27 protein-coding genes are annotated in these 23,893 nt (G+C 61.3%); 8 read left to right on the top strand and 19 right to left on the bottom strand.

What is annotated here, in order from left to right; genetic code table 11:
- Positions 1-34 precede the first annotated feature (34 nt).
- Positions 35-457: a DUF1801 domain-containing protein gene (locus DFR46_RS11225; protein WP_116236521.1), complete on the bottom strand. Its 423-nt coding sequence runs from the start codon at positions 455-457 to the stop codon at positions 35-37.
- Positions 458-550: 93 nt separating this feature from the next.
- Here DFR46_RS11225 and DFR46_RS11220 point away from each other — a divergent pair, with 93 nt between their 5' ends.
- From DFR46_RS11220 to DFR46_RS11200, 5 genes are all read left to right on the top strand, one after another.
- On the top strand, positions 551-1,774 hold the full coding sequence (locus DFR46_RS11220) for an argininosuccinate synthase (protein WP_116236520.1): 1,224 nt from the start codon (positions 551-553) through the stop codon (positions 1,772-1,774).
- Between the two features lie 179 nt (positions 1,775-1,953).
- On the top strand, positions 1,954-2,301 hold the full coding sequence (locus tag DFR46_RS11215) for an ArsR/SmtB family transcription factor (RefSeq protein ID WP_116237307.1): 348 nt from the start codon (positions 1,954-1,956) through the stop codon (positions 2,299-2,301).
- Positions 2,298-2,747, top strand: coding sequence for an ArsI/CadI family heavy metal resistance metalloenzyme (locus tag DFR46_RS11210; protein WP_116236519.1), 450 nt, complete (start codon positions 2,298-2,300; stop codon positions 2,745-2,747). The genes DFR46_RS11215 and DFR46_RS11210 overlap by 4 nt, the downstream gene beginning before the upstream one ends.
- Before the next feature lie 55 nt (positions 2,748-2,802).
- Positions 2,803-3,870: an ACR3 family arsenite efflux transporter gene (gene arsB, locus DFR46_RS11205; protein ID WP_116236518.1), complete on the top strand. Its 1,068-nt coding sequence runs from the start codon at positions 2,803-2,805 to the stop codon at positions 3,868-3,870.
- 76 nt (positions 3,871-3,946) lie between these two features.
- On the top strand, positions 3,947-5,026 hold the full coding sequence (locus DFR46_RS11200; protein ID WP_162843468.1) for a phosphatase PAP2 family protein: 1,080 nt from the start codon (positions 3,947-3,949) through the stop codon (positions 5,024-5,026).
- Here DFR46_RS11200 and DFR46_RS11195 read toward each other — a convergent pair.
- Positions 5,023-5,436: a GtrA family protein gene (locus DFR46_RS11195; protein WP_116236516.1), complete on the bottom strand. Its 414-nt coding sequence runs from the start codon at positions 5,434-5,436 to the stop codon at positions 5,023-5,025. The two genes, DFR46_RS11200 and DFR46_RS11195, sit on opposite strands and share 4 nt — an antisense overlap.
- Before the next feature lie 69 nt (positions 5,437-5,505).
- Here DFR46_RS11195 and DFR46_RS11190 point away from each other — a divergent pair, with 69 nt between their 5' ends.
- Positions 5,506-7,287: an AcrB/AcrD/AcrF family protein gene (locus DFR46_RS11190; protein ID WP_116236515.1), complete on the top strand. Its 1,782-nt coding sequence runs from the start codon at positions 5,506-5,508 to the stop codon at positions 7,285-7,287.
- On the opposite strand, the gene DFR46_RS11185 is transcribed toward DFR46_RS11190, so the two are convergent.
- From DFR46_RS11185 to DFR46_RS11155, 7 genes are all read right to left on the bottom strand, one after another.
- Positions 7,265-7,906 (bottom strand): MarC family protein, encoded by a 642-nt coding sequence (locus DFR46_RS11185; RefSeq protein WP_116236514.1) that lies wholly within the window; start codon positions 7,904-7,906, stop codon positions 7,265-7,267. The genes DFR46_RS11190 and DFR46_RS11185 overlap by 23 nt on opposite strands.
- The gene (locus DFR46_RS11180; RefSeq protein ID WP_116236513.1) at positions 7,903-8,520 is read right to left on the bottom strand and encodes a YybH family protein; all 618 of its coding nucleotides are present in this window, start codon (positions 8,518-8,520) and stop codon (positions 7,903-7,905) included. Before DFR46_RS11180 ends, DFR46_RS11185 begins: the two co-directional genes overlap by 4 nt.
- Entirely contained in the window at positions 8,517-9,407 is an 891-nt protein-coding gene (folD, locus tag DFR46_RS11175; RefSeq protein WP_116236512.1) for a bifunctional methylenetetrahydrofolate dehydrogenase/methenyltetrahydrofolate cyclohydrolase FolD, read from the bottom strand. Before folD ends, DFR46_RS11180 begins: the two co-directional genes overlap by 4 nt.
- 15 nt (positions 9,408-9,422) lie before the next feature.
- Positions 9,423-9,719, bottom strand: coding sequence for a YggT family protein (locus tag DFR46_RS11170; protein WP_116236511.1), 297 nt, complete (start codon positions 9,717-9,719; stop codon positions 9,423-9,425).
- 145 nt (positions 9,720-9,864) lie between these two features.
- Positions 9,865-10,770 carry an acetylglutamate kinase gene (gene argB, locus DFR46_RS11165; RefSeq protein ID WP_116236510.1) on the bottom strand — a complete coding sequence of 302 codons (906 nt, stop codon included), beginning with the start codon at positions 10,768-10,770 and terminating at the stop codon, positions 9,865-9,867.
- A 46-nt stretch (positions 10,771-10,816) separates the two neighbouring features.
- Entirely contained in the window at positions 10,817-11,959 is a 1,143-nt protein-coding gene (locus tag DFR46_RS11160) for an epoxide hydrolase family protein (protein ID WP_116236509.1), read from the bottom strand.
- A 12-nt stretch (positions 11,960-11,971) separates the two neighbouring features.
- Positions 11,972-12,841 carry a 3-hydroxyacyl-CoA dehydrogenase NAD-binding domain-containing protein gene (locus DFR46_RS11155; protein WP_116236508.1) on the bottom strand — a complete coding sequence of 290 codons (870 nt, stop codon included), beginning with the start codon at positions 12,839-12,841 and terminating at the stop codon, positions 11,972-11,974.
- 67 nt (positions 12,842-12,908) lie between these two features.
- Between DFR46_RS11155 and DFR46_RS11150 the strand changes: the two genes are divergently transcribed.
- Entirely contained in the window at positions 12,909-13,946 is a 1,038-nt protein-coding gene (locus DFR46_RS11150) for a DUF1176 domain-containing protein (protein WP_162843467.1), read from the top strand.
- A gap of 155 nt (positions 13,947-14,101) precedes the next feature.
- On the opposite strand, the gene egtD is transcribed toward DFR46_RS11150, so the two are convergent.
- From egtD to gluQRS, 5 genes are all read right to left on the bottom strand, one after another.
- Positions 14,102-15,097 (bottom strand): L-histidine N(alpha)-methyltransferase, encoded by a 996-nt coding sequence (gene egtD, locus DFR46_RS11145; RefSeq protein ID WP_211306420.1) that lies wholly within the window; start codon positions 15,095-15,097, stop codon positions 14,102-14,104.
- A 1-nt stretch (position 15,098) separates the two neighbouring features.
- Positions 15,099-16,370 (bottom strand): ergothioneine biosynthesis protein EgtB, encoded by a 1,272-nt coding sequence (gene egtB / locus DFR46_RS11140; RefSeq protein WP_116236507.1) that lies wholly within the window; start codon positions 16,368-16,370, stop codon positions 15,099-15,101.
- Positions 16,371-16,586: 216 nt separating this feature from the next.
- Entirely contained in the window at positions 16,587-17,150 is a 564-nt protein-coding gene (locus tag DFR46_RS11135; RefSeq protein WP_116236506.1) for a cob(I)yrinic acid a,c-diamide adenosyltransferase, read from the bottom strand.
- Positions 17,151-17,268: 118 nt separating this feature from the next.
- Complete coding sequence (locus DFR46_RS11130; RefSeq protein ID WP_425453132.1) at positions 17,269-17,517, bottom strand: twin transmembrane helix small protein; 249 nt, start codon at positions 17,515-17,517, stop codon at positions 17,269-17,271.
- A gap of 29 nt (positions 17,518-17,546) precedes the next feature.
- Positions 17,547-18,425 carry a tRNA glutamyl-Q(34) synthetase GluQRS gene (gluQRS, locus tag DFR46_RS11125; protein WP_116236504.1) on the bottom strand — a complete coding sequence of 293 codons (879 nt, stop codon included), beginning with the start codon at positions 18,423-18,425 and terminating at the stop codon, positions 17,547-17,549.
- Positions 18,426-18,616: 191 nt separating this feature from the next.
- Between gluQRS and DFR46_RS11120 the strand changes: the two genes are divergently transcribed.
- Positions 18,617-19,183 carry an HNH endonuclease gene (locus DFR46_RS11120; RefSeq protein ID WP_116236503.1) on the top strand — a complete coding sequence of 189 codons (567 nt, stop codon included), beginning with the start codon at positions 18,617-18,619 and terminating at the stop codon, positions 19,181-19,183.
- A gap of 15 nt (positions 19,184-19,198) precedes the next feature.
- Here the strand turns inward: DFR46_RS11120 and DFR46_RS11115 are convergent, their stop codons facing one another.
- The 5 genes from DFR46_RS11115 to argH form a co-directional block, all read right to left on the bottom strand.
- On the bottom strand, positions 19,199-19,984 hold the full coding sequence (locus tag DFR46_RS11115; protein WP_116237304.1) for a precorrin-2 dehydrogenase/sirohydrochlorin ferrochelatase family protein: 786 nt from the start codon (positions 19,982-19,984) through the stop codon (positions 19,199-19,201).
- Between the two features lie 113 nt (positions 19,985-20,097).
- The gene (gene galU, locus DFR46_RS11110) at positions 20,098-20,955 is read right to left on the bottom strand and encodes a UTP--glucose-1-phosphate uridylyltransferase GalU (RefSeq protein ID WP_116236502.1); all 858 of its coding nucleotides are present in this window, start codon (positions 20,953-20,955) and stop codon (positions 20,098-20,100) included.
- A 49-nt stretch (positions 20,956-21,004) separates the two neighbouring features.
- A complete protein-coding gene (gene lysA, locus DFR46_RS11105) occupies positions 21,005-22,267 on the bottom strand; it encodes a diaminopimelate decarboxylase (protein ID WP_116236501.1) in 1,263 nt (420 codons plus the stop codon).
- Positions 22,268-22,270: 3 nt separating this feature from the next.
- The gene (locus DFR46_RS11100) at positions 22,271-22,516 is read right to left on the bottom strand and encodes a hypothetical protein (RefSeq protein ID WP_116236500.1); all 246 of its coding nucleotides are present in this window, start codon (positions 22,514-22,516) and stop codon (positions 22,271-22,273) included.
- Positions 22,513-23,889, bottom strand: coding sequence for an argininosuccinate lyase (gene argH, locus DFR46_RS11095; protein WP_116236499.1), 1,377 nt, complete (start codon positions 23,887-23,889; stop codon positions 22,513-22,515). Before argH ends, DFR46_RS11100 begins: the two co-directional genes overlap by 4 nt.
- Between the last annotated feature and the right edge of the window lie 4 nt (positions 23,890-23,893).

Below are 23,893 nucleotides of genomic sequence, written 5' to 3'. Positions count from 1 at the left end.
GTTTAACGCAGCCCATCTTTTCGTCGACGGAATCTCACGTCGTATCGTAATTGGCCCGCATATAGGCGATGTCTGCGGCGATAAGCGCTTCAAGAACCTCTAGGTCGATATCGCTCAGGCGCTTCACATAGAGACAGGATTTGCCGGTCTTGTATTTCCCCAACCGTTCCATGAGATCGGGGCGCTGCCTGAAGCCGCCCATCACATAGAGGGTGAGCGCGGCCTTGCGGGGGCTGAATCCCGTCATGAGGGAATCGCCCTCGCGCCCGCTTTCATATTTATAGTGATACTGGCCGAAACCGACAATCGAACCGCCCCACATTACCGGCGGCTTCCCCGACAAGCGCTCCATCATCGCGCAGATCGCCCTGGCATCCCGTCTCTTCCACTCGGGTTCGACGGCATCGATGAACGCGTCGGGATCCCGCGCGTTGGGCTTCGTCTTGTTTTCGGCCATTGTCGATCTTCCCTATCACCAGTGTTGCGCAAATCTTGCGCAGAGAATAGGCCGCGTCCTTCTACATCACAAAGAGATACGGGAAGCGTGCCGATGGCCGAGAAAATCAAACGGGTTGTCCTTGCCTATTCGGGGGGGCTCGACACCAGCGTCATCCTGAAATGGCTGCAGGTCGAATATGGCTGCGAAGTCGTTACCTTTACCGCCGATCTGGGCCAGGGCGAGGAACTGGAACCGGTACGCGGCAAGGCGCAGATGGCGGGCGTCAAGGACGAGCATATCTTTATCGACGATCTGCGCGAGGAATTCGTGCGCGACTATGTCTTCCCGATGTTCCGCGCCAACGCCGTCTATGAAGGGCTCTACCTGCTCGGCACATCGATCGCGCGGCCGCTGATCTCCAAGCGCCAGATAGAGATCGCTCATGAAGTCGGCGCCGATGCCGTCGCCCATGGCGCAACAGGCAAGGGCAATGACCAGGTCCGCTTCGAACTCGGCTATTACGGGCTCGATCCGGACATCAAGGTTATCGCGCCATGGCGCGAATGGGAGCTGACAAGCCGCAGCAGGCTGATCGAGTTTGCCGAGGCGCACCAGATTCCGGTGGCGAAGGACAAGCGCGGCGAAGCGCCTTTCTCCACTGATGCAAATCTCCTCCACACTTCGTCCGAGGGCAAAGTGCTCGAGGACCCCTGGGAAGAAACGCCCGATTATGTCTATTCGCGCACCGACAATCCCGAGGACGCACCCGATACGCCCGAATATGTCGAGATGGATTTCGAACATGGAGACGCCGTCGCGATAAACGGGGTCGCGCTGTCGCCTGCCAATCTGCTGACCAAGCTCAACGCACTGGGCAAGACGCATGGGATCGGCCGTCTCGATCTGGTCGAGAACCGTTTCGTGGGTATGAAATCGCGCGGCATGTATGAAACTCCCGGCGGGACCATTCTGCTCTCCGCCCATCGCGGGATCGAACAGCTCACTCTCGACCGCGGCGCAATGCACCTGAAGGACGAGCTGATGCCGCGCTATGCGGAGCTCATCTATAACGGCCTCTGGTTCAGCCCAGAGCGCGAGATGCTCCAGGCGGCAATCGATAGCAGTCAGGCGGGCGTAACCGGAACGGTCCGGCTCAAACTCTACAAGGGTTCCGTCGATGTGGTCGGTCGCAAGGCGGATGTCGCCTATAATCTCTACAGCCAGGATGTGGTAACGTTCGAGGACGATGCGGGCGCCTATGACCAGCGCGATGCCGAAGGCTTTATCAAACTGAATGCATTGCGCCTGAGATTGCTGGGACGGCGCACGCGTTAGTTTTGTCAGACTAACCCTATCGGTTGAGCGCCGCACCGGCCCGCTCCCCCACCCGGCACCGCGCTCAACTGAGAGGTCAGGTCTGACACTTAAACCCGGTCCAAACCCATTCTAAATCTCCAGCGAATTCCTCTTCACTTGACATATTTCCATTATTCTGGAAATATAGAAATATGAACATGACCAGTGACGTCCTTCAGGAAAAATATGCGGTCGATGCGCTGGCCGCACTGGCCCAGCCCAACCGCCTCGCGCTGTTTCGCCTGCTCGTCCAGGCTGGCGAAGGCGGCCTGCCGGCTGGTGAAATCGCCAAGCGGCTCGGCCTTCCCAATTCCTCTCTCTCCTTCCATCTCGCCCATCTTGAACGGGCGGACCTGATCGCCCGCACCCGCGACGGCCGCTCGCTGATTTACAGCGCCGACTATGCCGCGATGAACCGGCTTGTCGGCTATCTGATGGAAAATTGCTGCGGCGGAAAAGGCTGTGTCACCGAATTGACCGATTCACTGGAAAGGATAGCCTCATGAAAAGACTGCACGTCCATGTCGGCGTCGATAATCTCGATGCGTCCATTGCATTTTATTCGACCCTGTTCGCGACCGAACCGACCGTAACAAAGGCCGATTATGCCAAATGGATGCTCGACGATCCGCGTGTCAATTTCGCGATCTCGACCGGCAACCAAGCAGCAAAGGGCGTCGAACATCTCGGCATCCAGGCGGAGGATCCTGCCGAACTCGAAGCTGTATACGGCCAGCTTGAAAAGGCCGGGCGCCCAATACTCGAAGAGGGCGAAACGACCTGCTGCTACGCAAAATCCGAAAAGAGCTGGATCAGCGATCCGGACGGTCTGGTCTGGGAAACTTTTCTGACCCATGGCGAAGCCACCGATTATGGCAGTGGGCCCTCCCTCGCCGACATTGCAACCGCCGCTCCAAGTAGACGGGGACCGGCTGGAGCCTGTTGCGGCTGAACGCCGGGCAACCCGTGATAACTGGTAAGAGTGGGGCGAAGGAAAACACCAAGCCATGACTACACGCACAGCGGCCGCGCCGTCCGAACAGGGTGGCCTCGGCCTGTTTGAAAAATGGCTATCGCTCTGGGTCGGGCTTTCCATCCTTGCCGGGCTGGTGCTGGGCAATCTGTTCCCCAGCCTGTTTGGTGCCCTGGCGGCACTCGAATATGCCTCGGTGAATCTTGTCGTCGCGGTGCTGATCTGGGCGATGATCTATCCGATGATGATCGGCGTCGATTTCGCCAGCCTGCGTCATGTTGGCGACATGCCCAAGGGCCTGATCATCACGCTGGCCGTCAACTGGCTGATCAAGCCTTTCACTATGGCGGCGCTCGCCATACTATTCTTCAACTGGATATATTCCGGACTGATCGCGCCCGGCGACGCCGAGCAATATATTGCTGGATTGATCCTGCTCGGCGCAGCGCCCTGCACGGCGATGGTCTTCGTCTGGTCGCAAATGACGCGCGGCGATCCATCCTATACGCTGGTGCAGGTTTCGGTGAACGATATCGTCATGATCTTTGCTTTCGCGCCGATCGTGGCGCTGCTGCTCGGCGTTACCGACATTGCGATCCCCTGGCAGACGCTGCTGCTCTCGGTCGCTCTCTATGTCGTCGTGCCGCTGGTGGCCGGGGCGATCACGAGGCGGGCTCTGCTAGGCCGCGCTAATGGCAAAGAAGCCGCCGTTTTCACCTTTACGGCAAAGCTGAAACCGCTTTCGGTTATCGGCCTGCTGCTCACCGTCGTGCTACTGTTCGGTTTCCAGAGCCAGGTCATCATCGGCCAGCCGATCCTGATCGCGCTGATTGCAGCGCCGATTCTTGTTCAGAGCTATGCGATCTTCTTCCTCGCTTATGGTGCGGCATGGTTGTGGCGGTTGCCGTTCAATGTCGCGGCTCCCTGCGCGCTGATCGGCACCTCCAACTTCTTCGAGCTCGCCGTCGCGGTCGCCATCGGCCTGTTCGGACTTGGTAGCGGCGCGGCACTCGCAACGGTCGTCGGCGTGCTGGTCGAGGTTCCCGTCATGCTGTCGCTGGTCTCCTTCGCCAACCGGACACGCCCGGCTTTCCGCAGCTGATAAGCCTTTCTTAACCAAAAGTTTAAACCTTCCTGCGATCACCCATGAAACGCATCGAAATTTCATGGGCGAGCCAATGACGGACTTTCGCGAAGCACGCGCTGCCCTTTGGGGTTTTCTCGTAACGGGTTTTTTCTTTGTCCTGGTCCTCGGCAACGGCGATGTGCCGACCCAAAGCTTCTTCGCGCTGTTCCGCAACTATCTGCTCGCAGGCTTTTCGCTGTGGTTCGCCATCGGCGTATTCGGACTGGCTATTCTGCTCTGGCGCAACCGGCCGCGAGACGGCCAGGAAGCTCCGTCGCCGGCCATGGTGATACTGAGTTGGTTCCGTGTGCAATGGGAAGAGAACCGGCTCACCCGAACCTTCTGGCCGCCTCTGCTTTTTGCGATGCTGCTCACAGCCTTCAACGCCTTCAAGCAAAAGATTCTGGCGACGCAACCCTTTACTCATGACGGGTGGCTCGCCGAGGCGGATCAGTGGCTGTTCTTCGGGCAGGATGGCTGGGCTTTCTTCCACAACCTGTTCGGTTCGCCAGCAGCCACGCAGTTCATCGACACATCCTATCATGCCTGGTTCCTGCCAATGTCTGTAGGCGTGATTATCTGCGCTTTTCTCGGCGCGAAAAGCTATCGCCTGCGCACACAATATCTGTTCAGCTATATTTTTGTCTGGATCGGGCTTGGCAGCGTTATGGCGTTTCTTCTCCCTTCGGCAGGGCCCTGTTTCTTCAACGATCTCGTCGGGTCGCACCAAAGCTATGCCGACATGATGGCCGTGCTGCGGGAGCATGACGCGGTCCTTCAAAGCCAAGGTGGCCATGTTCAGGCGCTCAACAATATGTCCGCATTGCTGGGTGCGCGGGGTGCCGACGGAATTGTGATCGGCGGCGGGATTTCGGCCATGCCGTCCGTCCATAACGGCCTGTCGGTGCTATTCGCTATTGCTGCCTTCCACATACACCGCTGGGTCGGCTTTGCGATGATCGGCTATGCAGTGCTGATCTGGGTCGGATCGGTCTATCTCGGCTGGCACTATGCGCTCGACGGAATTGTCTCGGCCATTGCAACCTTGGCCTTTTGGCGGTTTGCCGGGCAGCTGGCGGACGCCATCGCGCGCCCGGTTGAACCCTGGGCCAGGCTGGCGCCGCAGGCCTAGTCGCCGAAGGTCCAGCGCCGATTGAGGTAGAAGCTTACCCAGGGCGTGATGAAGATAATTGGCAGCAGGGGCAGCGATGGGGAAAGGCTCCAATAGACGGCGATCGCCCAGACCCAGAAACTGTTCAGGGCAAAGCCGGCCAGATTGACGAGCAGGAAGATCAGCGACGAGCGGACCGGCCGGTCGCGCCTACCATGGCCGGCAAAGCTCCAGCGCGAATGAACGACAAAGCCGAGGACGACCGTAACCGCAAAGGCAATGCAATTGGCGATCAGCGGATTGATCCCCACCGGGACAGCCGCGATCCAATAGATCGCCGAGTAGAAAAGCGTCAGCCCGCCACCGCTGATCGCATAGCGGATGAGCTGTCGACGAAGATCTTTTGAACGGAACACAGCTTTCATCAACATGCGAATGCGCCATAAGACAAGATGGTTAATCTTTTTTGCTTATAGGCTAAGCGGCCAAACGGGGAACGAATGACTGAGCTTTCGGACAATATCTGGCTGAAAGATCGCTGGAAAAGCGGAACGCTCGCTATCTGGCTTGCGATCGCGCTGCTTATGATATTTGCGCAACTGCCCGCTATCGAAGCGCTGGCACTGGGCGATACCGATGACAATTTGCGGATGGCCCAAGTACGCGCGCTGCTCGGCGGACAGCCCTGGTACGATCTGATCCAGTATCGGCTTGCGCCGCCTGTCGGCGCGGATATTCACTGGTCGCACCTGCCGGACCTGCCGATTGCCGGCCTGATCCTGCTGCTCGACCCGCTGATCGGGACGGCGGCTGCCGAACGCTGGGCTGTCGCGCTGGCGCCGCTCCTGCCCTTTGCCATCGGCCTGTTCGCTATTGCCCTGATCGCGCGCCGCATCGTCGCCCCCATCGCCTGGCCACTGGCTCTGCTCGCGACGCTCTGCGCGGGCATATTGATGCCAATGTGGATGCCGCTGAGGATCGATCATCATGGATGGCAACTTGCGATGCTGGCGGTCGCACTGGCGGGCCTTGTCGATCCGAAGCGCGCCCGCGGCGGCGTGACAAGCGGGATCGCCAGCGCGCTTTCGCTCACCATCGGCCTCGAGATGCTGGCCTTTCTCGCCCTTATCGGCGCGGCGACGGCGCTGTTCTGGGTCCGCGACCGGGCCGAGAAGGTACGGATTTCCCGCTATGGCGCGTCGCTGGCCGGAGGTGCGGCCTTTGGCTTTGCACTCTTTGCTTCCAACGCCAATCGCGCGCCCGTTTGCGATGCGCTATCGCCGGTCTGGCTGTCGGCTATTGTCGCAGCTGGTGCATTGCTGGTGCTGCTCGCCATTCTGCCTTTGGGAGACTGGCGCGCGAGGCTGGGCATTGGCGCCATCGCCGGCGGCGTGCTTGCCCTCGGCTTTGCCCTTATATGGCCCGACTGCCTTGGCCGGCCAGAAGGTGTCAGCGCCGAGCTGCAGGCCCTGTGGCTCGACAATGTTCAAGAGGCCCGCCCCCTCTATCGGCAGAGTTGGCGCAAGGCGCTGCTGATCGTTGCGTTGCCGCTTTCGGGGCTCGCCGGATATGCGCTTGGCATTGCGCAGAGCTGGCGCAAGCACGAGAGACTGGAGCCGTTGATCGCCCTTGCGGCCCTCGCATTTGCAAGCTTTATCCTGCTCTTCTGGCAGGTACGGACGGCGCCAGCGGCCCAACTCCTCGCCATTCCGGGCGCTACGATACTGGGCGCCTGGCTGCTCCCGCGCTGGCGCGCATCGGCACAGATACTGCCGCGGGTCGGCGGGTCGGTCGCCGCCGTCGCGCTGATGACCGGCCTGTGGGCGGTGATCCCGCTCATAGCTTTTCCCGAAGAGACCGAGGAAGATGTCGCGGATATCTCGGCGGGTGCCGGCGATATGCCGAAATGCTCATCCGCTGCCGGGCTGGCCCCGATTGCAGGCCTGCCTCCGTCGACGATCCTGACGCCGATCGACCTTGCACCGCGCCTGATCGTGATGACCCATCACCGGGGTATTGCCGGCCCCTATCATCGCAATGGCGAAGCGATACTGGATGTGTTCCATGGCTTTCGCGGAAACATGGCGCGGCTTCGCGAAACGGTAGCGCGCTACGATGTCGGCTATGTACTGCTGTGCCCGGGCATGTCCGGCGAGGGGCATTATGGTGCGAATGACCCTGACAGCAGCTTTGCCCGGCTGAACCGCGGTGCCCCGCCAGACTGGCTCGAACCGGTAGCGCTTCCTGCAAACTCCCCGTTCAGGTTGTGGCGGGTACGCTGATCCCGAATGCACCGACCAGCCCGTTAATCACGAACTGCGCGGCCAGCGCGGCCAGGATGACGCCCAACAGACGGGTGATCACCGCTTCGATTCGCTGACCGAGCAGCCGCATAAGCGGCCCGGCCGCCAATAGGGCGACCAGCGTGAGCAGCAGGATGACGCCCAGCGCAGCCAGCACGACAAGCGATTCCTCGACCCCGCTGCTGCGCGCTTCGAGCAGCATGACGGACGCGATCGTACCGGGACCTGCGATCATCGGCATGGCCATCGGGAAAGCCGAAACATCTTCGACTTCCGGCGTCCCGATGATTTTCTGGGCCCTGTCCTCGCGCCGCTGGGTGCGCTTTTCGAACACCATTTCGAACGCGATCAGGAACAGCATGATGCCGCCGGCGATGCGGAAAGCATCCAGAGTGATCCCCAATGCCCCGAGAAGATCTTCTCCGAACAGTGCGAAAAAGACGAGAATCAGGGTCGCGATAACGATCGCGCGAATGGCCTGTGACCGCCGCTCGGCAGCCGAGGCCCCGGTCGTCAGACTGGCGAAAATCGGGGCGCAGCCGGGCGGATCGATGACCACGAAAAAAGTGATCAGCGCGGAAATGAAAAGTTCAATCATGGCGTCTGAGCGGCAATATCATTGGTAATGACATGATCATAGCCAGTGCCATTATAGAGAAGCGCCTCGAAACGGCGCGCGCCATCTTCGCGCACCTCCCAGCTCCAGATCAATGTGCCGTCGGGCGAGTGATGCCGGCCGTAATCGACCGCGCCGTCCGGTGCGGCAACCTCTTCCACGACAAGCGGCGTTTCGGGACAGACCGCCCGGCGGACGGAAGGCACTTCCCCGGCGGGGCGCGGCTCGGCGAGCCCGCTGCCATGATCGAGAAGCCAGCGCCAGCTGCCATCGTCCTGGCGCTGCCAGACGGTAGTAAAATAGCCGCGCGAACGCGGCTGCACCCAGGGACCGGAATTGACCGCCGTCGTGCCATCGCAGGATATATAGCTTTCGGCGGGCCACCACATTACCGCGACAATCGGGTCTTCGCGGCCTTCCAAGAATTCATGCGCATTTGTCTCACGCGGTACGAACATGACGGCATCATCGGCTGCATAAGAGCGAAAGGCGGTCCATTGCCCTTCGGTTTGCGCGGCTTCGGCAAAGGCGCGTTCCGCAGAAATTGCACCTTCGACGGGCGATGTCAGGAGCAGCAGGGCGGCGAGTGCGCTCACAGCCCGTCCGGTGGAGCAAGGCCCGCCCGGGCATGGGCCGCGACCAGCGTATTGCGCAGCAGCACGGCAATCGTCATCGGCCCGACCCCGCCGGGTACAGGTGTGATCGCCTTGACATGATCGGCCTCCCCAAAGGCGACATCGCCAACCAGCTGGCCTTTTTTGCCCTTTTCGGTCGGGGCAAGCCGGTTGATCCCGACATCGATCACGACTGCGCCGGGCTTCAGCCAGTCGCCCTTCACCATTTCGGCACGGCCCACGGCCGCAACGACGATATCGGCGTTGTGGACAATGGCGGGAAGATTGCGCGTGCGGCTATGGGCAACTGTCACCGTGCAATTCGCGTTGATCAGCAACTGCGCCATCGGCCTGCCAACGAGCTGCGACCGACCGACGACGACCGCATCAAGCCCTGCAAGCTCACCCAGCCGGTCATTGAGAAGCATCATGCAGCCGAACGGCGTGCACGGAACCAGGCCCACCTCATTATTGGCGAGCCGGGCAACATTGGCGTCGGTCAGACCATCGACATCCTTCGCGGGATCGATAGCCGCCACCGCAGCTGCCTCGTCCAGCCCGTCGGGCAGGGGTAGTTGCACCAAAATGCCGTCGACACTGTCGTCGGCGTTGAGCCGCGCGATGAGCGCGTTCAGATCATCCTGGGGCGTCGATGCGGGAAGAATATGCTCGAAACTCTCCATGCCCGCCGCGACCGTCGCCTTGCCCTTGGACCCGACATAGACCTGGCTCGCCGGATCATCGCCAACCAGAACCACCGCAAGGCCGGGCTTGCGACCAGAGGCCTTCACAAAAGCCGGGACATGTTCGGCGACGCGCGCGCGCAAATCTGCTGCGAAAGCCTTGCCGTCGATGATCTCAGCCGTCATGCGCGGTTCTCACTATTACAGGGTTACGGATTGCAGTTGCACGCTCATCAGGAAGCGGGCGAGCAGATGCAGCAACAGGATGACGACGATCGGCGAGAAATCTATTCCACCGAAATCGGGCATGATGGCCCGCACCGGCCTGTACAAAGGCGCGGTTACCCGGTCGAGCAGATTAAGAAACTGGCGAACGCCATTATTATAGGTGTTGATCACGTTAAACGCGACAAGCCAGCTGAAAATCGCCTGGATTATGATGATCCAGATCAGGATGTTGATCAGCAGGATTATGACGCCAAGCAAGGCGGGAACCATGAGCAATACTCCTCGGGAGCTGTCTGACGCATCTAGCGACTGGTAAGGCGCGGTTCAATGCGGCCATCCACCATTGACGCCAATCTTTCGATGAGCGGCGAGCTCACGCTTGCGCGGGCTCGCCGACCTCCAGCCTGCCCGCGGTCTAGCCTGCCCGGATCATTGTGCCCGCACCCTGGCGCGTGAAGATCTCCAGCAGCATCGCATGCGGGATACGCCCATCGAGCACGACCGCTGCCTCGACGCCCCCCTTCACGGCGGATACGCAGGTTTCCAGCTTGGGAATCATCCCTCCCGAAACCGTGCCGTCCGACCGGAGTTCGGCGATCATGGCCGGAGACAGATCGGTCAGAAGCACGCCCTTCTTGTCCAGCACTCCAGCGACATCGGTAAGCAGGAACAGGCGCGCTGCATCCATCGCGCTGGCCACGGCACCCGCCATGGTATCGGCATTGATATTATAGGTCTGGCCGACCGCATCGACGCCGACCGGGGCGACGACGGGGATCATACCGGAGTTGGAGATCGTATCGAGGACCGAACGGTCGATCGTTGCCGGCTCGCCGACAAAACCGAGGTCCACCACCCTCTCGATGAGGCTTTCCGGATCGCGGACCGTGCGCTTCACCTTTTCCGCACGGACAAAGCCGCCATCCTTGCCCGAAATGCCGATCGCCCGGCCGCCGGCCTGGCCGATCCAGCTGACCAATTCCTTGTTGATCGCGCCCGACAGGACCATCTCTGCAATCTGTGCGGTCTCGGCATCGGTAACCCGAAGCCCGTCGACAAATTCGCTCTCGACGCCCAGTTTCTTGAGCATCGCACCGATCTGCGGCCCGCCGCCATGCACGACGACCGGATTGATGCCGACCGCTTTGAGGAGCACCACATCCTCGGCAAATTCGCGGGCCGCCTTGGCGTCGCCCATCGCGTGACCGCCATATTTGACGACAAAAGTCGCCCCGGCAAAGCGCTGCAGATAGGGCAAGGCCTCGACAAGCGTTTCGGCTTTGGCGAGCTGGGCCGGGTCTGGGGAATGATCGTCGGTCATGCGGGACTGCCTAAAGGCGCAAGGGCGGCAAAGTAAAGCGCAACCGCTACAGCGTCATCTGGCGGAAACAGGCGCGGACTTCGTCGATGAAAAGCGCGGGCCGCTCCATCGCCGCGAAATGCCCGCCGCGTTCGCAGCTGTTCCAATAGACAAGATCGGTGAAACGCGATTCCGCCCAGCGCCGCGATCCGCGCATGATCTCATGCGGGAACAGGCTGTATCCGCTCGGAATGGTCACCGGAGAGAGATCGGGCTGCGCAAAGCTGTGCCAATAGAGCCGGGCGGACGAGGCCCCGGCATTGTTGAGCCAGTAAAGCATCACATTGTCGAGCAGATGATCGCGGCTGAAGACGTTTTCCGGATGGCCATCGCAGTCCGACCATTGGTGGAACTTCTCGACGATCCACGCCATCTGGCCGGTGGGAGAATCGGCCAGTGCATAGCCGAGAGTCTGCGGCTTGGTGCGTTGCTGCGCGGAATATCCGCCGCCCTTTTCGCGGTACAGCGCCAACCGCGCCATGGCGGCCTTTTCCACGTCCGTAGGGCTCTGCATCACCTCGGGCGGCGGGGCGGCAACCAGCATGTTGAGGTGAATGCCCTTGCAGCCTCCCTTGTTCTGGGCGCCGATCGCCGATGTCACCATCGCCCCCCAGTCGCCGCCCTGCGCATACCAGGCGTCATAGCCGAGCGCGGTCATGAGCTCGTGCCAGCTCTCGGCGATCTTCTCCACCGACCAGCCGGTTTCGGCGGGCTTGCCGGAAAAACCGTATCCCGGCAGCGAGGGAATCACGAGATGAAAGGCGTCCTCCGCCCTGCCGCCATGGGCCACGGGATCGCTGAGCGGCCCGATCGCATCCATGAATTCCAGCACCGAGCCCGGCCAGCCATGGCTGAGGAGCAGCGGCCGTGCGCCGGCTTCCGGCGAGCGGATATGGAGAAAATGGATATCGACGCCGTCAATCTCGATCAGGTGGTTCGGGTGGGCGTTGAGCGCCGCCTCGCAGCGCCGCCAGTCATAACTGTCGCGCCAATAGTCGGTTAGCTCCCGCACATAGGCGAGCGGAATGCCCTGATCCCAGTCGTCGACCGTTTCCTTTTCGGGGAAGCGGGCATTGGCCAGGCGGTTTTTGAGATCGTCCAACTCCGTCTGATCTATGCCGATTTCGAAATCGCGTATCTCGCCAGCCATGATCGGGCTCCCCTACCGCGTCGGCCTGGGCGTATCGCCCGAATAATCGTAAAAGCCCTTGCCCGCCTTGCGCCCCAGCCAGCCGGCCTCGACATATTTGACGAGCAGCGGCGCGGCCCGGAATTTGGGATCGCCGGTGCCCGCATAGAGCACATTGGTGATGTGCAGACAGGTGTCGAGACCGATAAAGTCCGCAAGCGTCAGCGGCCCCATCGGATGGTTGAGACCGAGCTGACAGGCCGCGTCGATATCCTCGATACCCGCAACGCCCTCGCCGAGCGCGAAGGCCGCCTCGTTGAGCATCGGCATCAGCACACGGTTGACGATAAAGCCGGGCGCGTCATTGGCGTGGACGGTGCGTTTGCCGAGCGCGGTTGCATATTTTTCGACCAGATCGACCGTGGCGTCGATGGTCGCAAGGCCGCGGATTACTTCGATCAATCCCATCAGCGGTACGGGATTGAAGAAATGCACGCCGATAAAGCGCTGTGGATCGGGCGAAGCCTGGGCCAGCCTAGTGATCGAAATCGATGAGGTGTTGGAGGCGAGCACGGCCTTGTGACCAAGAATCTTGCCGACAGCTTCGAAAATCTGGCGCTTGATATCCTCGCGCTCGGTTGCCGCTTCGATGATGAGGCCAGCACTTGCCATCGGTGCGAAATCGCCAACCGGCTCGATACGTTCCAGCGCGACATCGCGCGCCTGGGCTTCGATCTTTTCCTTCTCGACCAGCCGGTCGAGCTGCCGGGCGATGCCCTGCTTGGCCTTTTCCGCAACATCCTGACTGACATCGGACAACAGCACCCGATAGCCGGCCTGCGCCGAAACCTGCGCGATGCCCGCGCCCATTTGTCCCGCCCCGATAACGCCAACTGCCTGCATGACTATCCTTTCCTGCTGTGACGGTGGTCACTATCGCGCCATGGTCTGTGAGGCTAGACAGAAAGCCATGACCATAGCTTTCTTCACCTTTCTCGCCGCCGCAATCGCGACCCCCGATCCAACAATCGGGCAAGAGCGCAATTTCGGCGATTGGGCGGTAGGCTGCGACAATGGCTGGACCTGCGAAGCCCTGTCGCTGGCGGCCGAAGACTGGAGCATAGGCGACGGTATTTCGCTGACAGTCCGCCGGGCCGGAGGAGCCGACGGCTATAACCGGGTCGGGCTGCGGGCCATGGAAGAGATTGAGGGCGATCGCATCGCGCTGCAAATTGACGGCGGGCAAGTCGCGATTGCCGAACGATCCGAGGGCGATGAGCTGTTCCATTTCGATCCGGCCATCGCGCAAAACCTGCTCTACCGCATCGCGCAGGGGCAAACGGCGGAATTGTTCGACGAGGCAGGCGCGTCGCTGGGCGCGGTTTCGCTGAATGGATCGCGCGCCGCGCTGCTTTATATCGAAGATATTCAGGGGCGGGCTGGCACCGTCACCGCGTCGGCGATGGTCGGTGACGAGCCGGCCTCAACCATTCCCGAACCACCCGCCATCCCGACAATTGCGGCCATGCCCGTTGCCGCGCGTGCTGAAGACACCGCAGGCGGGCTATCAGAGTCCGAACGCGCGGCGCTGCGTCCGGCAGTCGAATGCGATTATGGCGATGAGGATCCCTTGTCCAACAGGGCTGTGGTCCTTTCCGATACCGCCGACCTCGTACTGATTAGCTGCAGCCGGGGCGCATATAATTTCAGCGACATCGCCTTTGTCAGGCAAAATGGCACCCTCACGCCCGCCCGGTTCGATCATGTCTTCAGCTGGGGCGAGGACCGGAAAATGCCGTTCCTCGTCAACACCTATTGGGACCCGGAAGAAGGCACGCTCAGCACCTATGCAAAAGGACGCGGACTGGGAGATTGCGGCACAGCCGAGAGTTTTGTCTGGGACGGCGAGATGTTCCGCCTGACGGAACGGCGCGAAATGAATAATTGTCGGGGGAGCATACACTGGATCACGGTGTACCGGGCCAATGTCGAATGGGTTAACCCCTAGGCGTGTTCAGAACTTTTTGTCAGACTCATCCTGACGGTTGAGCGCCGCACCAGCCCGCACCCTCGCCCGGCCTCCCACTCAGTGTATTCTATGGGAGGCCGGGCGAGGGTGCGGGCTGGTGCAGCGATTTCCTGACAAGAAAATTCTGATGGAATTTACGGTGCCGTTCGCTCAGGCTGGGCCTCAGCAAGGATCAGCGCAAACTGATTCGCCGCATCGGTCCATTCATGCGTCACTGTCCAGCCACCGGCGCGGAGCAGGATACGCGCGTCACGCGGCCCATATTTATGGCTGTTTTCAGTGTGAACGGTTTCGCCCCGCTCCATTGCAAAATCCTGCCCGGCAACCGAAAAACGGACATCGCGCACCGCCTCGATATGCATCTCGATCCGGGCCAACATATCGTTCCAGATTGCCCGGTGCCGAAAGGCGTCGATCGGGATATCGCCTGCCAACTCACGATTGATCCGTTCGAGCAGGTTCAGGTTGAAAGCCCCGGTCACGCCGGCCGCATCGTCATAGGCGGGCACAAGCATGTCCGCGCTCTTCACCCGGTCCATACCGATAAGCAACATTGCGCCCGTACCCAGCGTCTCCTTCATCGCCCGGAGGAAATCGACGGCGGAGGGCGGGATGAAGTTGCCGATTGTGGAACCCGGAAAGAAACCGAGCTTTGGCATCTCTGCAATGGCGACAGGCAACGGGACCGGATGGGTGAAATCGGCTTCGACCGGATAGACAGGGAGGCCCGGAAAATCGGCACTCAGCGCCTCAGCGGATTCACGCAGAAACTCACCCGATATATCGATCGGCACATAAGCCGCCGGATCGATCGCCTCGAGGAGAAGCGGCGTCTTGGCCGAAGAGCCCGATCCGAATTCGACGACCGCCCGGCTGGTGCCGACCGCAGTGCCAATCTCGCTTGCCTTGTCCCCCAGAATGGAGCGCTCGACCCGTGTCGGATAATATTCGGGCAGATCGGTGATCCGTTCGAACAGCTCGGAGCCGCGCAAATCGTAAAACCAGCGCGCCGGGATAGCCCTTGGGCGGGACTGGAACCCGGCAAGGACATCGGCATGGAAGGCGGGATCGGCACCCGCAGAAATTGCATTATCGGTCATGATGTCCGGTTCGTCCGGGCCGTCGGCCATGTTACAGATCCCGTGCGAGGCGCAATCCGGCATATTGCCAGCGCATATGCGGATAGAAGAAATTGCGATAACTGGCCCGGCTATGGCCGCGCGGGGTGGTACAGCTCGCTCCTTTCAGCACATATTGGCCGACCATGAACTTGCCGTTATACTCGCCGACCGCTCCCTCTGCCGCCCGGAAACCCGGATGCGGCACATAGGCGCTGCCCGTCCATTCCCAGACATCGCCGAACATCTGGCGCAGCCCCTCGCCCGGGCCGAGAGGCTGGGTCCGAACGTCGCCGGCGCAATCGAGCTGGTTGCCGGTCATATGATCGAGCGATGAGGCGGCCACTTCCCATTCGGCTTCGGTAGGCAGGCGAAAGCCGGTCCAGCTGGCGAAGGCATCGGCCTCATAATAGCTGATATGGCAGACGGGTGCGGCAAGATCGATCGGCCGCGCGCCGGCAAGCCCGAAACGGTACCATTGACCATCATCACGCCTGCGCCAGTAGAGCGGTGCGGCGACCTCGTTATCCTGCACCCAGGCCCAGCCTTCGGAAAGCCAGTGGGTATGGTCTTCATATCCGCCATCCTCGATGAAGGCGATCCATTCCCCGTTGGTGACAAGCCGGTCGGCAAGCGCATGGGGGTTCAGATAGACTTTGTGCCGCGGCCCTTCGCAATCGAACGTGAATCCCGTGCCATCGCAGCCAATTTCCGCCTCGCCCTCATGGCCTTTGACCCAACACAGTTCGCCAGGCGCCTCTCGCGTCGCCGGCGGGTTCGCCTTGACCATTGCCGGTTCAAGCGGATTTTGCGCGAAGAGATGCTGAATATCCATCAAGAGCAGTTCCTGATGCTGCTGCTCATGATGGAGGCCAAGCTCCAGCAGAGCACGCGGCGCTTCGTCCAGATCCGGCAGAGCCGCAATAATCTCCGCATCGACATGGGCGCGATAGGCGCTAACCTCGTCCAGTGTCGGCCGGGTGATCATGCCGCGCCGGGCGCGAGTCTGCCGCTCGCCCTCCGCCTCGTAATAGCTGTTGAACAGGAACGGCCAGTCATCGTCGAACAAGGCATATCCATCGACATGGTCACGCAGGATAAAGGTTTCGAAAAACCAGCTCGTATGGGCCAGATGCCATTTTGCGGGAGAGGCATCTTCCATCGACTGGACGGTCGCGTCGGCATCGGAAAGCGGTGCGGCAAGCGCTTCGGTCAGCGCGCGGACTTCGGCAAAACGAGCGCCAAGGCTATCTGCCGTCTGTGGGGAAGGTGCGCGCATTGCCATGATTCGTCTCCAAGCATCCCTGTTCGCATGGCATGGGTCAACTGACACTCGCCACAAAATTTGGGCCACGGCGCGCGCCTGCGCACCACAAGTGCTTAACGCACAAGTTTTTCATTTTGTTGCCGGAAAACCCTGTCTCGCCGGCATCAGCCCTCTATACAGAAAGAACATATCAAGAACATGGTGATCCGGAAAGAGCTCATTTGGCGTCGTCCGTCATCGGGTTGCGCCGGGCTCCCAAAGGATATCGGCGCCGCCATTGATAGCCCGAGCCATGACGAACAGATGGTCGGACAGGCGATTGATATAAGCCATGGCCAGTGGGTTGAGCGATGTCGCCTCCGAGGCCGCAACTATGGTCCGCTCGGCCCGCCGCACGATCGCCCGGGCGAACATCACCTGGGCTGCCGCGGCTTCGCCGCCGGGAAGGATGAAGCTGGTCAGCGGCGCCAGGCGTTCGTTCATCTCGTCGATTTCCGCTTCCAGCCGCTCCACCTGGTCGGCCGTGATCCGCAGCACCATTTCCGAGGGCTCGAAATCGTCGCCAGGTGTGGCGAGGTCCGCGCCCAGGTCGAACAGCTCGTTCTGGATCCGCCCAAGCATCGTCCGGAAAGGGTCGAACAGATCGGTCGAGAGCGCGACACCGATAGCGCTGTTGGTCTCGTCGACATCGCCGATCGCCGCCATGCGGGCATCGGCCTTCGACACACGCGAGCCATCGACAAGGCCTGTCTGACCATCGTCGCCCGTGCGCGTGTATATCTTGTTGAGTTTGACCATGGATCGCCAGCGCCCCCTTCTTTTACAGAGCCGGTCGATGCCCTGCTACATTCATTCAGTCGAACAGGACACCGAACAACCCTGCGACAGGCTCAGGGTGAACGGTGTTGTTCCTGTTTCACCGCCCCATCAACAGGAGCAGCAGCACGACGATCACAACCGCAGCAGCCTGCATGACGATGCGGCCCTGCATGGCCTTGTTCTGCGCCATGCCGGACCGGTTGGGCCCGTCACCGGTCAAATCCGCTTCCGTCGTTTTGAGGAATGTGACGATTCCGCGCACGAGAAAGAAGACGGTCGCGCCCATGGCCGCGATCAGGAGAATGATGAGGAATATCTGCATGGGATCAATGTAGGCCCCGGACACGGTAAATCCAGCCCAATAATTCGATGACCCTATTCGCCTGTGTCTATCAACCGGGCGATGTCCGGCGGATTTCGCCGCAGCGCGTCTCTGACGACCGCCGGGCCAATCCCCCGCTTTTGCAGCGATGCGAGCGAGCGGGCATCGTCGCGTTTCGCCAGCCGTTTGCCATGCTCGTCGGCAATCAGCGCATGATGGTGATAGCGCGGCACCGGCAGTTCAAGCAGGTGCTGGAGCAGCCGGTGGACATGGGTTGCCGCGAACAAATCCTCGCCGCGCACGATATCGGTGACCCCTTGCTCGGCATCGTCGACGGTGACGGCCAGATGATAGGATGTCGGCACATCCTTGCGCGCCAGCACGACATCACCATGAATTTCGGGTCTGGCCTCTACACGCCCCACTTTGGCATCCGTCCAGAAAAGCCGGCCGGCAAGCGCGGCGGCGCGGGCCATATCGATCCGCCATGCATGCGGCTCGGTGATGACGCGGCGCGCACGTTCGGCCCCCGCCATGGTCCGGCAACTTCCCGGATAAAGCGCGCCGTCCGGGCCATGGGGCGCAGACGCACTTGCCGCAATTTCCGCAGCGATATCCTTGCGGGTGCAGAAACAGGGATAGACCAGTTCCCGGTCCTTCAGCCTGTCGAGCACGGCCCGGTAGGCCGGGAAACGGGAAGATTGCCGGAGCGGCGTCTCGGCCCACGTAATGCCGAGCCAGTGCAGGTCCGTCTCGATCGCGGCATAATATTCTTCGCGGATACGGCCGGCATCGATATCCTCAAAACGCAGCAGAAACCGGCCCGCAGTGCGATGCGCCAAGTCAAACGCCCTGAGCGCCGAATAGCCATGGCCGAGATGAAGCAGGCCCGTCGGACTGGGCGCGAAGCGGGTCGTCAGGGCGTCACTCATCCGCAATTTCCTGAAACCGGCTCTTGACCGTGAGTCGCCACTGGTGTTGTCATCATCGCGTCACGTTAATCTGTCTAAAGGCGTGACAACAGATGGAAGAGCCGGAGAGCCGGTTTCTTTCGTCCTGAGTGGCGACAGGTCGAGGGACTCCGGTTCTGCGGTTCGCAGAGCGGAGGTGTTTTCGTAAGACCATGTATCACCCTGACCTGATCCGGCATCCGGACAGCTGCCCGGCGCTAGTGCTCAATGCCGATTACACGCCGCTTTCCTATTACCCTTTGAGCTTGTGGCCATGGCAAACGGCGATCAAGGCGATGTTTCTCGACCGGGTCAACATTGTCGAAAATTACGAGCGCGAAGTACACAGCGCCTCGCTGACGATGAAGATCCCGAGCGTGATCGCGCTCAAGCGATATGTGCGGCCGAGCGAATATCCAGCCTTCACCCGATTCAACCTGTTCCTGCGCGATCATTTCACCTGCCAATATTGCGGCCGACCGGAAGACCTGACCTTCGATCATGTCGTCCCTCGCCGGCTGGGCGGGAAGACGACCTGGCAGAATGTCGCGACGGCTTGCGCGCCCTGCAATCTCAAAAAAGGCGGGCGTACGCCCAAACAGGCGAATATGAGCCTGACTGTGCCGCCTCACCGCCCGACCACCTGGCAGCTGCAGCAGCATGGCAAGCAATTCCCGCCCAACTATCTCCACGACAGCTGGCGCGACTGGCTCTACTGGGATGTCGAACTGGAAGCGTAACCACCCGCCTGCACGTCAGTCGAGCGGCGTCACCGTCACGAACACCGAAAGGCCTGGTGCGGGCTCCTCCGGCAATTCGGCACAGGATACGCGCTGCGCATCGGCGCGGGCGCGATTGGAAATCGTCTGGGGAACTCCTGGCGCAAGATAAAGCGTATCGGCGCGGCCCAGCAAAAGCGTCTCGCCAATCGTCAGGTCATGGGGATCGGCCGACCGAAGCTGGATGATCTCCAGCTGGTCGTGCCTGGCATGATGATCGCCATCATCGCCATCGATCCAGCTGTCGACATCGCGGGGCACGTGCGGGGCCAGCGGGTCCAGCACACCGCCCTCGTCCAGTGCCGCATCGATTGCACGCCTGCGCGCCGCAGCGTCTGGCCATTTCGCCTTTATATCGGCCCGTTTGTCCTTGAGCCGGCGCGCGATAGCTCCGAGTCGGGCCGGCAGGAGCTGCTCCAGCCGCTGCCGGATGGCTTTTGCCATGCCAGCGGACGCACCTCCCGTGCCGATCGCAACGATGACAGGGTCGCGATCTATGATCGCCGGCAGGGTAAAATCGCACAGGCCGGGCCGGTCAACCGCGTTGACGAGAATATTGCGCGCTTTCAATCGCGCGGCCGCGGCCTTTGCCTCATCTTCGTCTTCGAGCGCTATTACGGCCAGTGCTGCCTCGCCGTCCTCTCCGAAGATATCCGCACCGGCTCGCTCCAGAATCAGGCGCTTCGCATCAGCAGCCTCGCCTTCGCCAATCAGGATGACGGGACGATTCTGGAGCCGGACGAAAATCGGTAGACTCTGCATATCCCGGCTATAGCAGGCCAACCTGTGAGGGCGAAGAGGGTTTGTTTGCAGGAATTTCCCGGCGCGGGGTCGCCGCACAGGCGCGCCCGGGACAAAGCCGAGGGGATGGCAAGCTATAGCGTTTTGATAAACGCCCTGACCTCGTCCGCCATCTCTTCATGGTCGAGCGCGAGCGCGATATTGGCGTTGATGAAGCCAGCCTTGCTGCCGCAATCGAAACGGCGGCCGGTAAAGCGATAGGCGTGAAATGGCTGTTCGCCGATCATCTGCGCCATCGCATCGGTCAGCTGAATTTCGTTGCCCGCACCGCGCCCCTGATTCTCAAGGACGCGCATGACTTCCGGCTGAAGTATGTAGCGGCCCGGAATCATCAGGTTGGACGGCGCGGTTCCTTGCGGAGGTTTCTCGACCAGCCCCTTCACCTCGACCAGCGGGCCTTTCTCGGCGCCCGGATCGACTACGCCATAATTGTGCGTCTGGTCGTCCGGCACCTCATATCCGCACACGATATTGCCGCCCAGCTCTTCATAGGCATCGACCATCTGTTTCATGCAGCCCGGCTCACCGATCATCAGCTCGTCCGGCAGGAAGATTGCGAAAGGTTCGTCGCCGACGATATATCGCGCGCACCAGATCGCATGGCCAAGCCCGATCGGTTCCTGCTGCCGCACATAAGCAACATCGCCCGGCCTGAACCGCGTTCCCTCGATAGCGGCCAGCGACTTGCCGCGCGCATTCATCGTCGTTTCCAGCTCATGCGCGATATCGAAATGATCCTCGATCGCCGATTTTCCGCGCCCGGTGACGAAGATCATCTCCTCAATCCCGGCTTCGCGCGCCTCATCGACAGCATACTGGATCAGCGGCTTGTCGACGACGGGCAGCATTTCCTTCGGGATTGCCTTGGTGGCGGGCAGGAACCGCGTACCGAGACCGCCAACGGGAAAAACAGCTTTGCGAACGGGCTTCATGATGTGATTGTCCTTCGAAATTGCAGTTGAAACGGTGCGCGAATCACTCTCAATCCTTCAAAAAATCCGGTACCTGCTCGGCGGCGATCAGCTTCTCCGGCACAACCCGCTCCGCCACGATTGCAAATTTATCGCCATCGACCATCACCTCCGGCACCAGGGCGCGGCTGTTATAGGTGCTGGCCATGGTTGCGCCATAGGCCCCGGCGGTGCGGAACACGGCAAGGTCCCCCGACTTCACCGCATCGATCTCGCGGTTCATGGCGAAGGTATCGCCGCTCTCGCACACGGGGCCGGCAATATTGGCAACCACGCGCTCTCCCGATGGCAAAACGGCCTCGAAATCGTGCCAGGCATCATACATGGCCGGCCGGGCCAGATCGTTCATTGCCGCATCGACGATAACATAGGGGCGGACGATACCCGGCTTCACCCAGATCACACGCGTCAACAGAACGCCGGCATTGCCCGCGATAACGCGCCCGGGCTCGAACATGAGCGTTACGTCCCAGCCCTTCGTCACCCGCGCGACCATCTCACCATAAATGGCTGGCGATGGCGGAACCTTGCCACGTTCATAGGGCACACCGAGACCGCCACCGAGATCGACGCGATCTATCACGAAGCCTGCCCCGCGCAGCTGCATGGCAAGCGCGCCGACCTTGACATATGCGCGTTCAATCGGATCGAGATCGAATATCTGACTGCCGATGTGGAGTGCGAGCCCCCGCATCGCGAGCCCGTCTAGCGCCGCAAGCCGCCCGAACATGTCCGGCGCCTGATCGATCGGCACGCCAAACTTGTTCTCCGACTTTCCGGTCGAGATCTTGGCATGGGTACCGGCATCGACATCCGGGTTGACGCGCAGAACGGCGGTTGCGGTCTTGCCCATGCTTTTCGCGATTTCCGCAAGGGCGACGCCCTCCTCCTCCAGCTCGATATTGAACTGGCCAACACCGGCATCGAGTGCATCGCGCAGATCGCCGCGGGTTTTCCCGACCCCGGAGAAAACGATATCGGCAGCCTTCATACCCGCAGCCAGCGCGCGCTTCATCTCGCCGATCGAGACGATGTCACCGCCAAAACCCTCGCGCGCCAGTACGCGCAGCACAGCAAGGTTCGGATTGGCCTTGATAGCAAAAGCGATATGGATGCTGGGCAAGGCCGACAGCGCGTCGCGAAAGACGCGGGCATGACGCTCGAGCGTCGCGCGCGAATAAACATAGACGGGCGTACCTACCTTTTCGGCGATATGCGCCATCGGCACGTCTTCGGCGAACATGCGGCCTTCCCGGATTGCGAAATGGTCCATGGCTCAACCCGGCGGTGGGAGGTCGAAAGGATCGTCTTCGCGTTCCTGCGAACGGCGCAAAAGCTCGTCGACGCGTTCGGGCCGTTGCTGCGTTGTCGGTTCGAGAAGATCGTCGGTTGTCGGTTGGCTTTGCGCCATCGCGGGCGTTACCGGCATGCCTTCACCCTGCGCCGGTTGCAGCGGTTCGCGGCCACCGCAAGCCGCAAGCAGGAGAGCGCCTGCCACACCTATCGCAATTCGCGCCTTCATTCGCCCTTCTCCAATGCCGCCTTCGCCTCGGCGACCCGGGCGCGAACCTGGTCTGGCGCGGTGCCGCCATGGCTGACCCGACTGGCCACCGACGCATCCACGGTGAGAACGTCATACACGCTCGCATCGATTCGGACGTCAATCGCCTGCAAATCGGCGAGCGCCAGATCGGCCAGGCCCAGACCCTTGTCTTCGGCAAGTTTGACGGCGCTGCCGACAATATGATGCGCTTCGCGGAACGGGACATCAATCTCGCGGACCAGCCAGTCGGCAAGATCGGTTGCGGTCGCATGGCCGGATTCGGCAAGCGCCCGCATCCGTTCGGGCACGAAACCCATTGTCTCTACCATTCCGGTCATCGCCGCCAGCGAGAGAGCGAGCAGGTCATGCGCTTCGAACACCGGCGGCTTATCGTCCTGCGTGTCTTTCGCATAGGCGAGAGGCAGGCCCTTCATCGTCATCACCAGCGCCGTCATGCAGCCAGCGATCCGCCCCGCATGGCCGCGCACCAGTTCGGCGGCATCGGGATTGCGCTTTTGCGGCATGATCGACGAACCGGTGGAATAGGCATCGGGCAGGGTGACGAAGCCGAATGGCTGGCTCGCCCAGATCACCATTTCTTCCGCCAGCCGCGACAGGTGCAGCGAGCATTGCGTTGCCGCCATCAGATAGTCGAGCGCAAAATCGCGGTCCGATACGGCATCGAGCGAGTTGGCCGTAGGGCCGCTGAACCCGAGCGTCGCCGCGGTGGCGTCACGATCGATCGCAAACCCCGTGCCGGCCAGCGCCGCGCTGCCCAATGGACTTTCGTTCAACCGCGTGCGCGCATCGGCAAAGCGGCTGCGATCCCGCCGGGCCATTTCATAATAGGCCATCAGGTGATGGCCCAGCGTGACGGGCTGAGCCGACTGAAGATGGGTGAAGCCCGGCATAACCGTATCGGCATGCTCTTCAGCGCGGCCGACAAGCGCCGCCTGGAACGCGGCCAGCCCCGCATCAACGGCATCGATCGCATCGCGGACCCAGAGCCGGAAATCGGTCGCCACCTGATCGTTGCGCGAGCGCGCCGTGTGAAGGCGCCCCGCCGCCGGGCCGATCAACTCGGCAAGGCGATTCTCGACATGCATGTGAATGTCTTCAAGATCGAGATCTTCGGGAACCTCGTCAGCTTCATATTCGGCGGCAATGACCTGCAGCCCTTCGTCAATCGCCTTCACATCGGCGGCATCGACAATACCCTGCGCACCGAGCATCGCGACATGCGCGCGGCTCGCGGCGATATCCTGACGCCACAGGCGCTTGTCGAACGGGATGGAGGCATTTATCTCCCGCATGATAGACGCCGGGCCTTCGGCGAAGCGCCCGCCCCACATCTGA

It is taken from the genome of Parasphingopyxis lamellibrachiae, assembly GCF_003385775.1.
Classification (GTDB): Bacteria; Pseudomonadota; Alphaproteobacteria; order Sphingomonadales; family Sphingomonadaceae; genus Parasphingopyxis; species Parasphingopyxis lamellibrachiae.
Note: the sequence above shows the minus strand (reverse complement) of the source record. Positions and strands in the feature narration are given on the sequence as shown.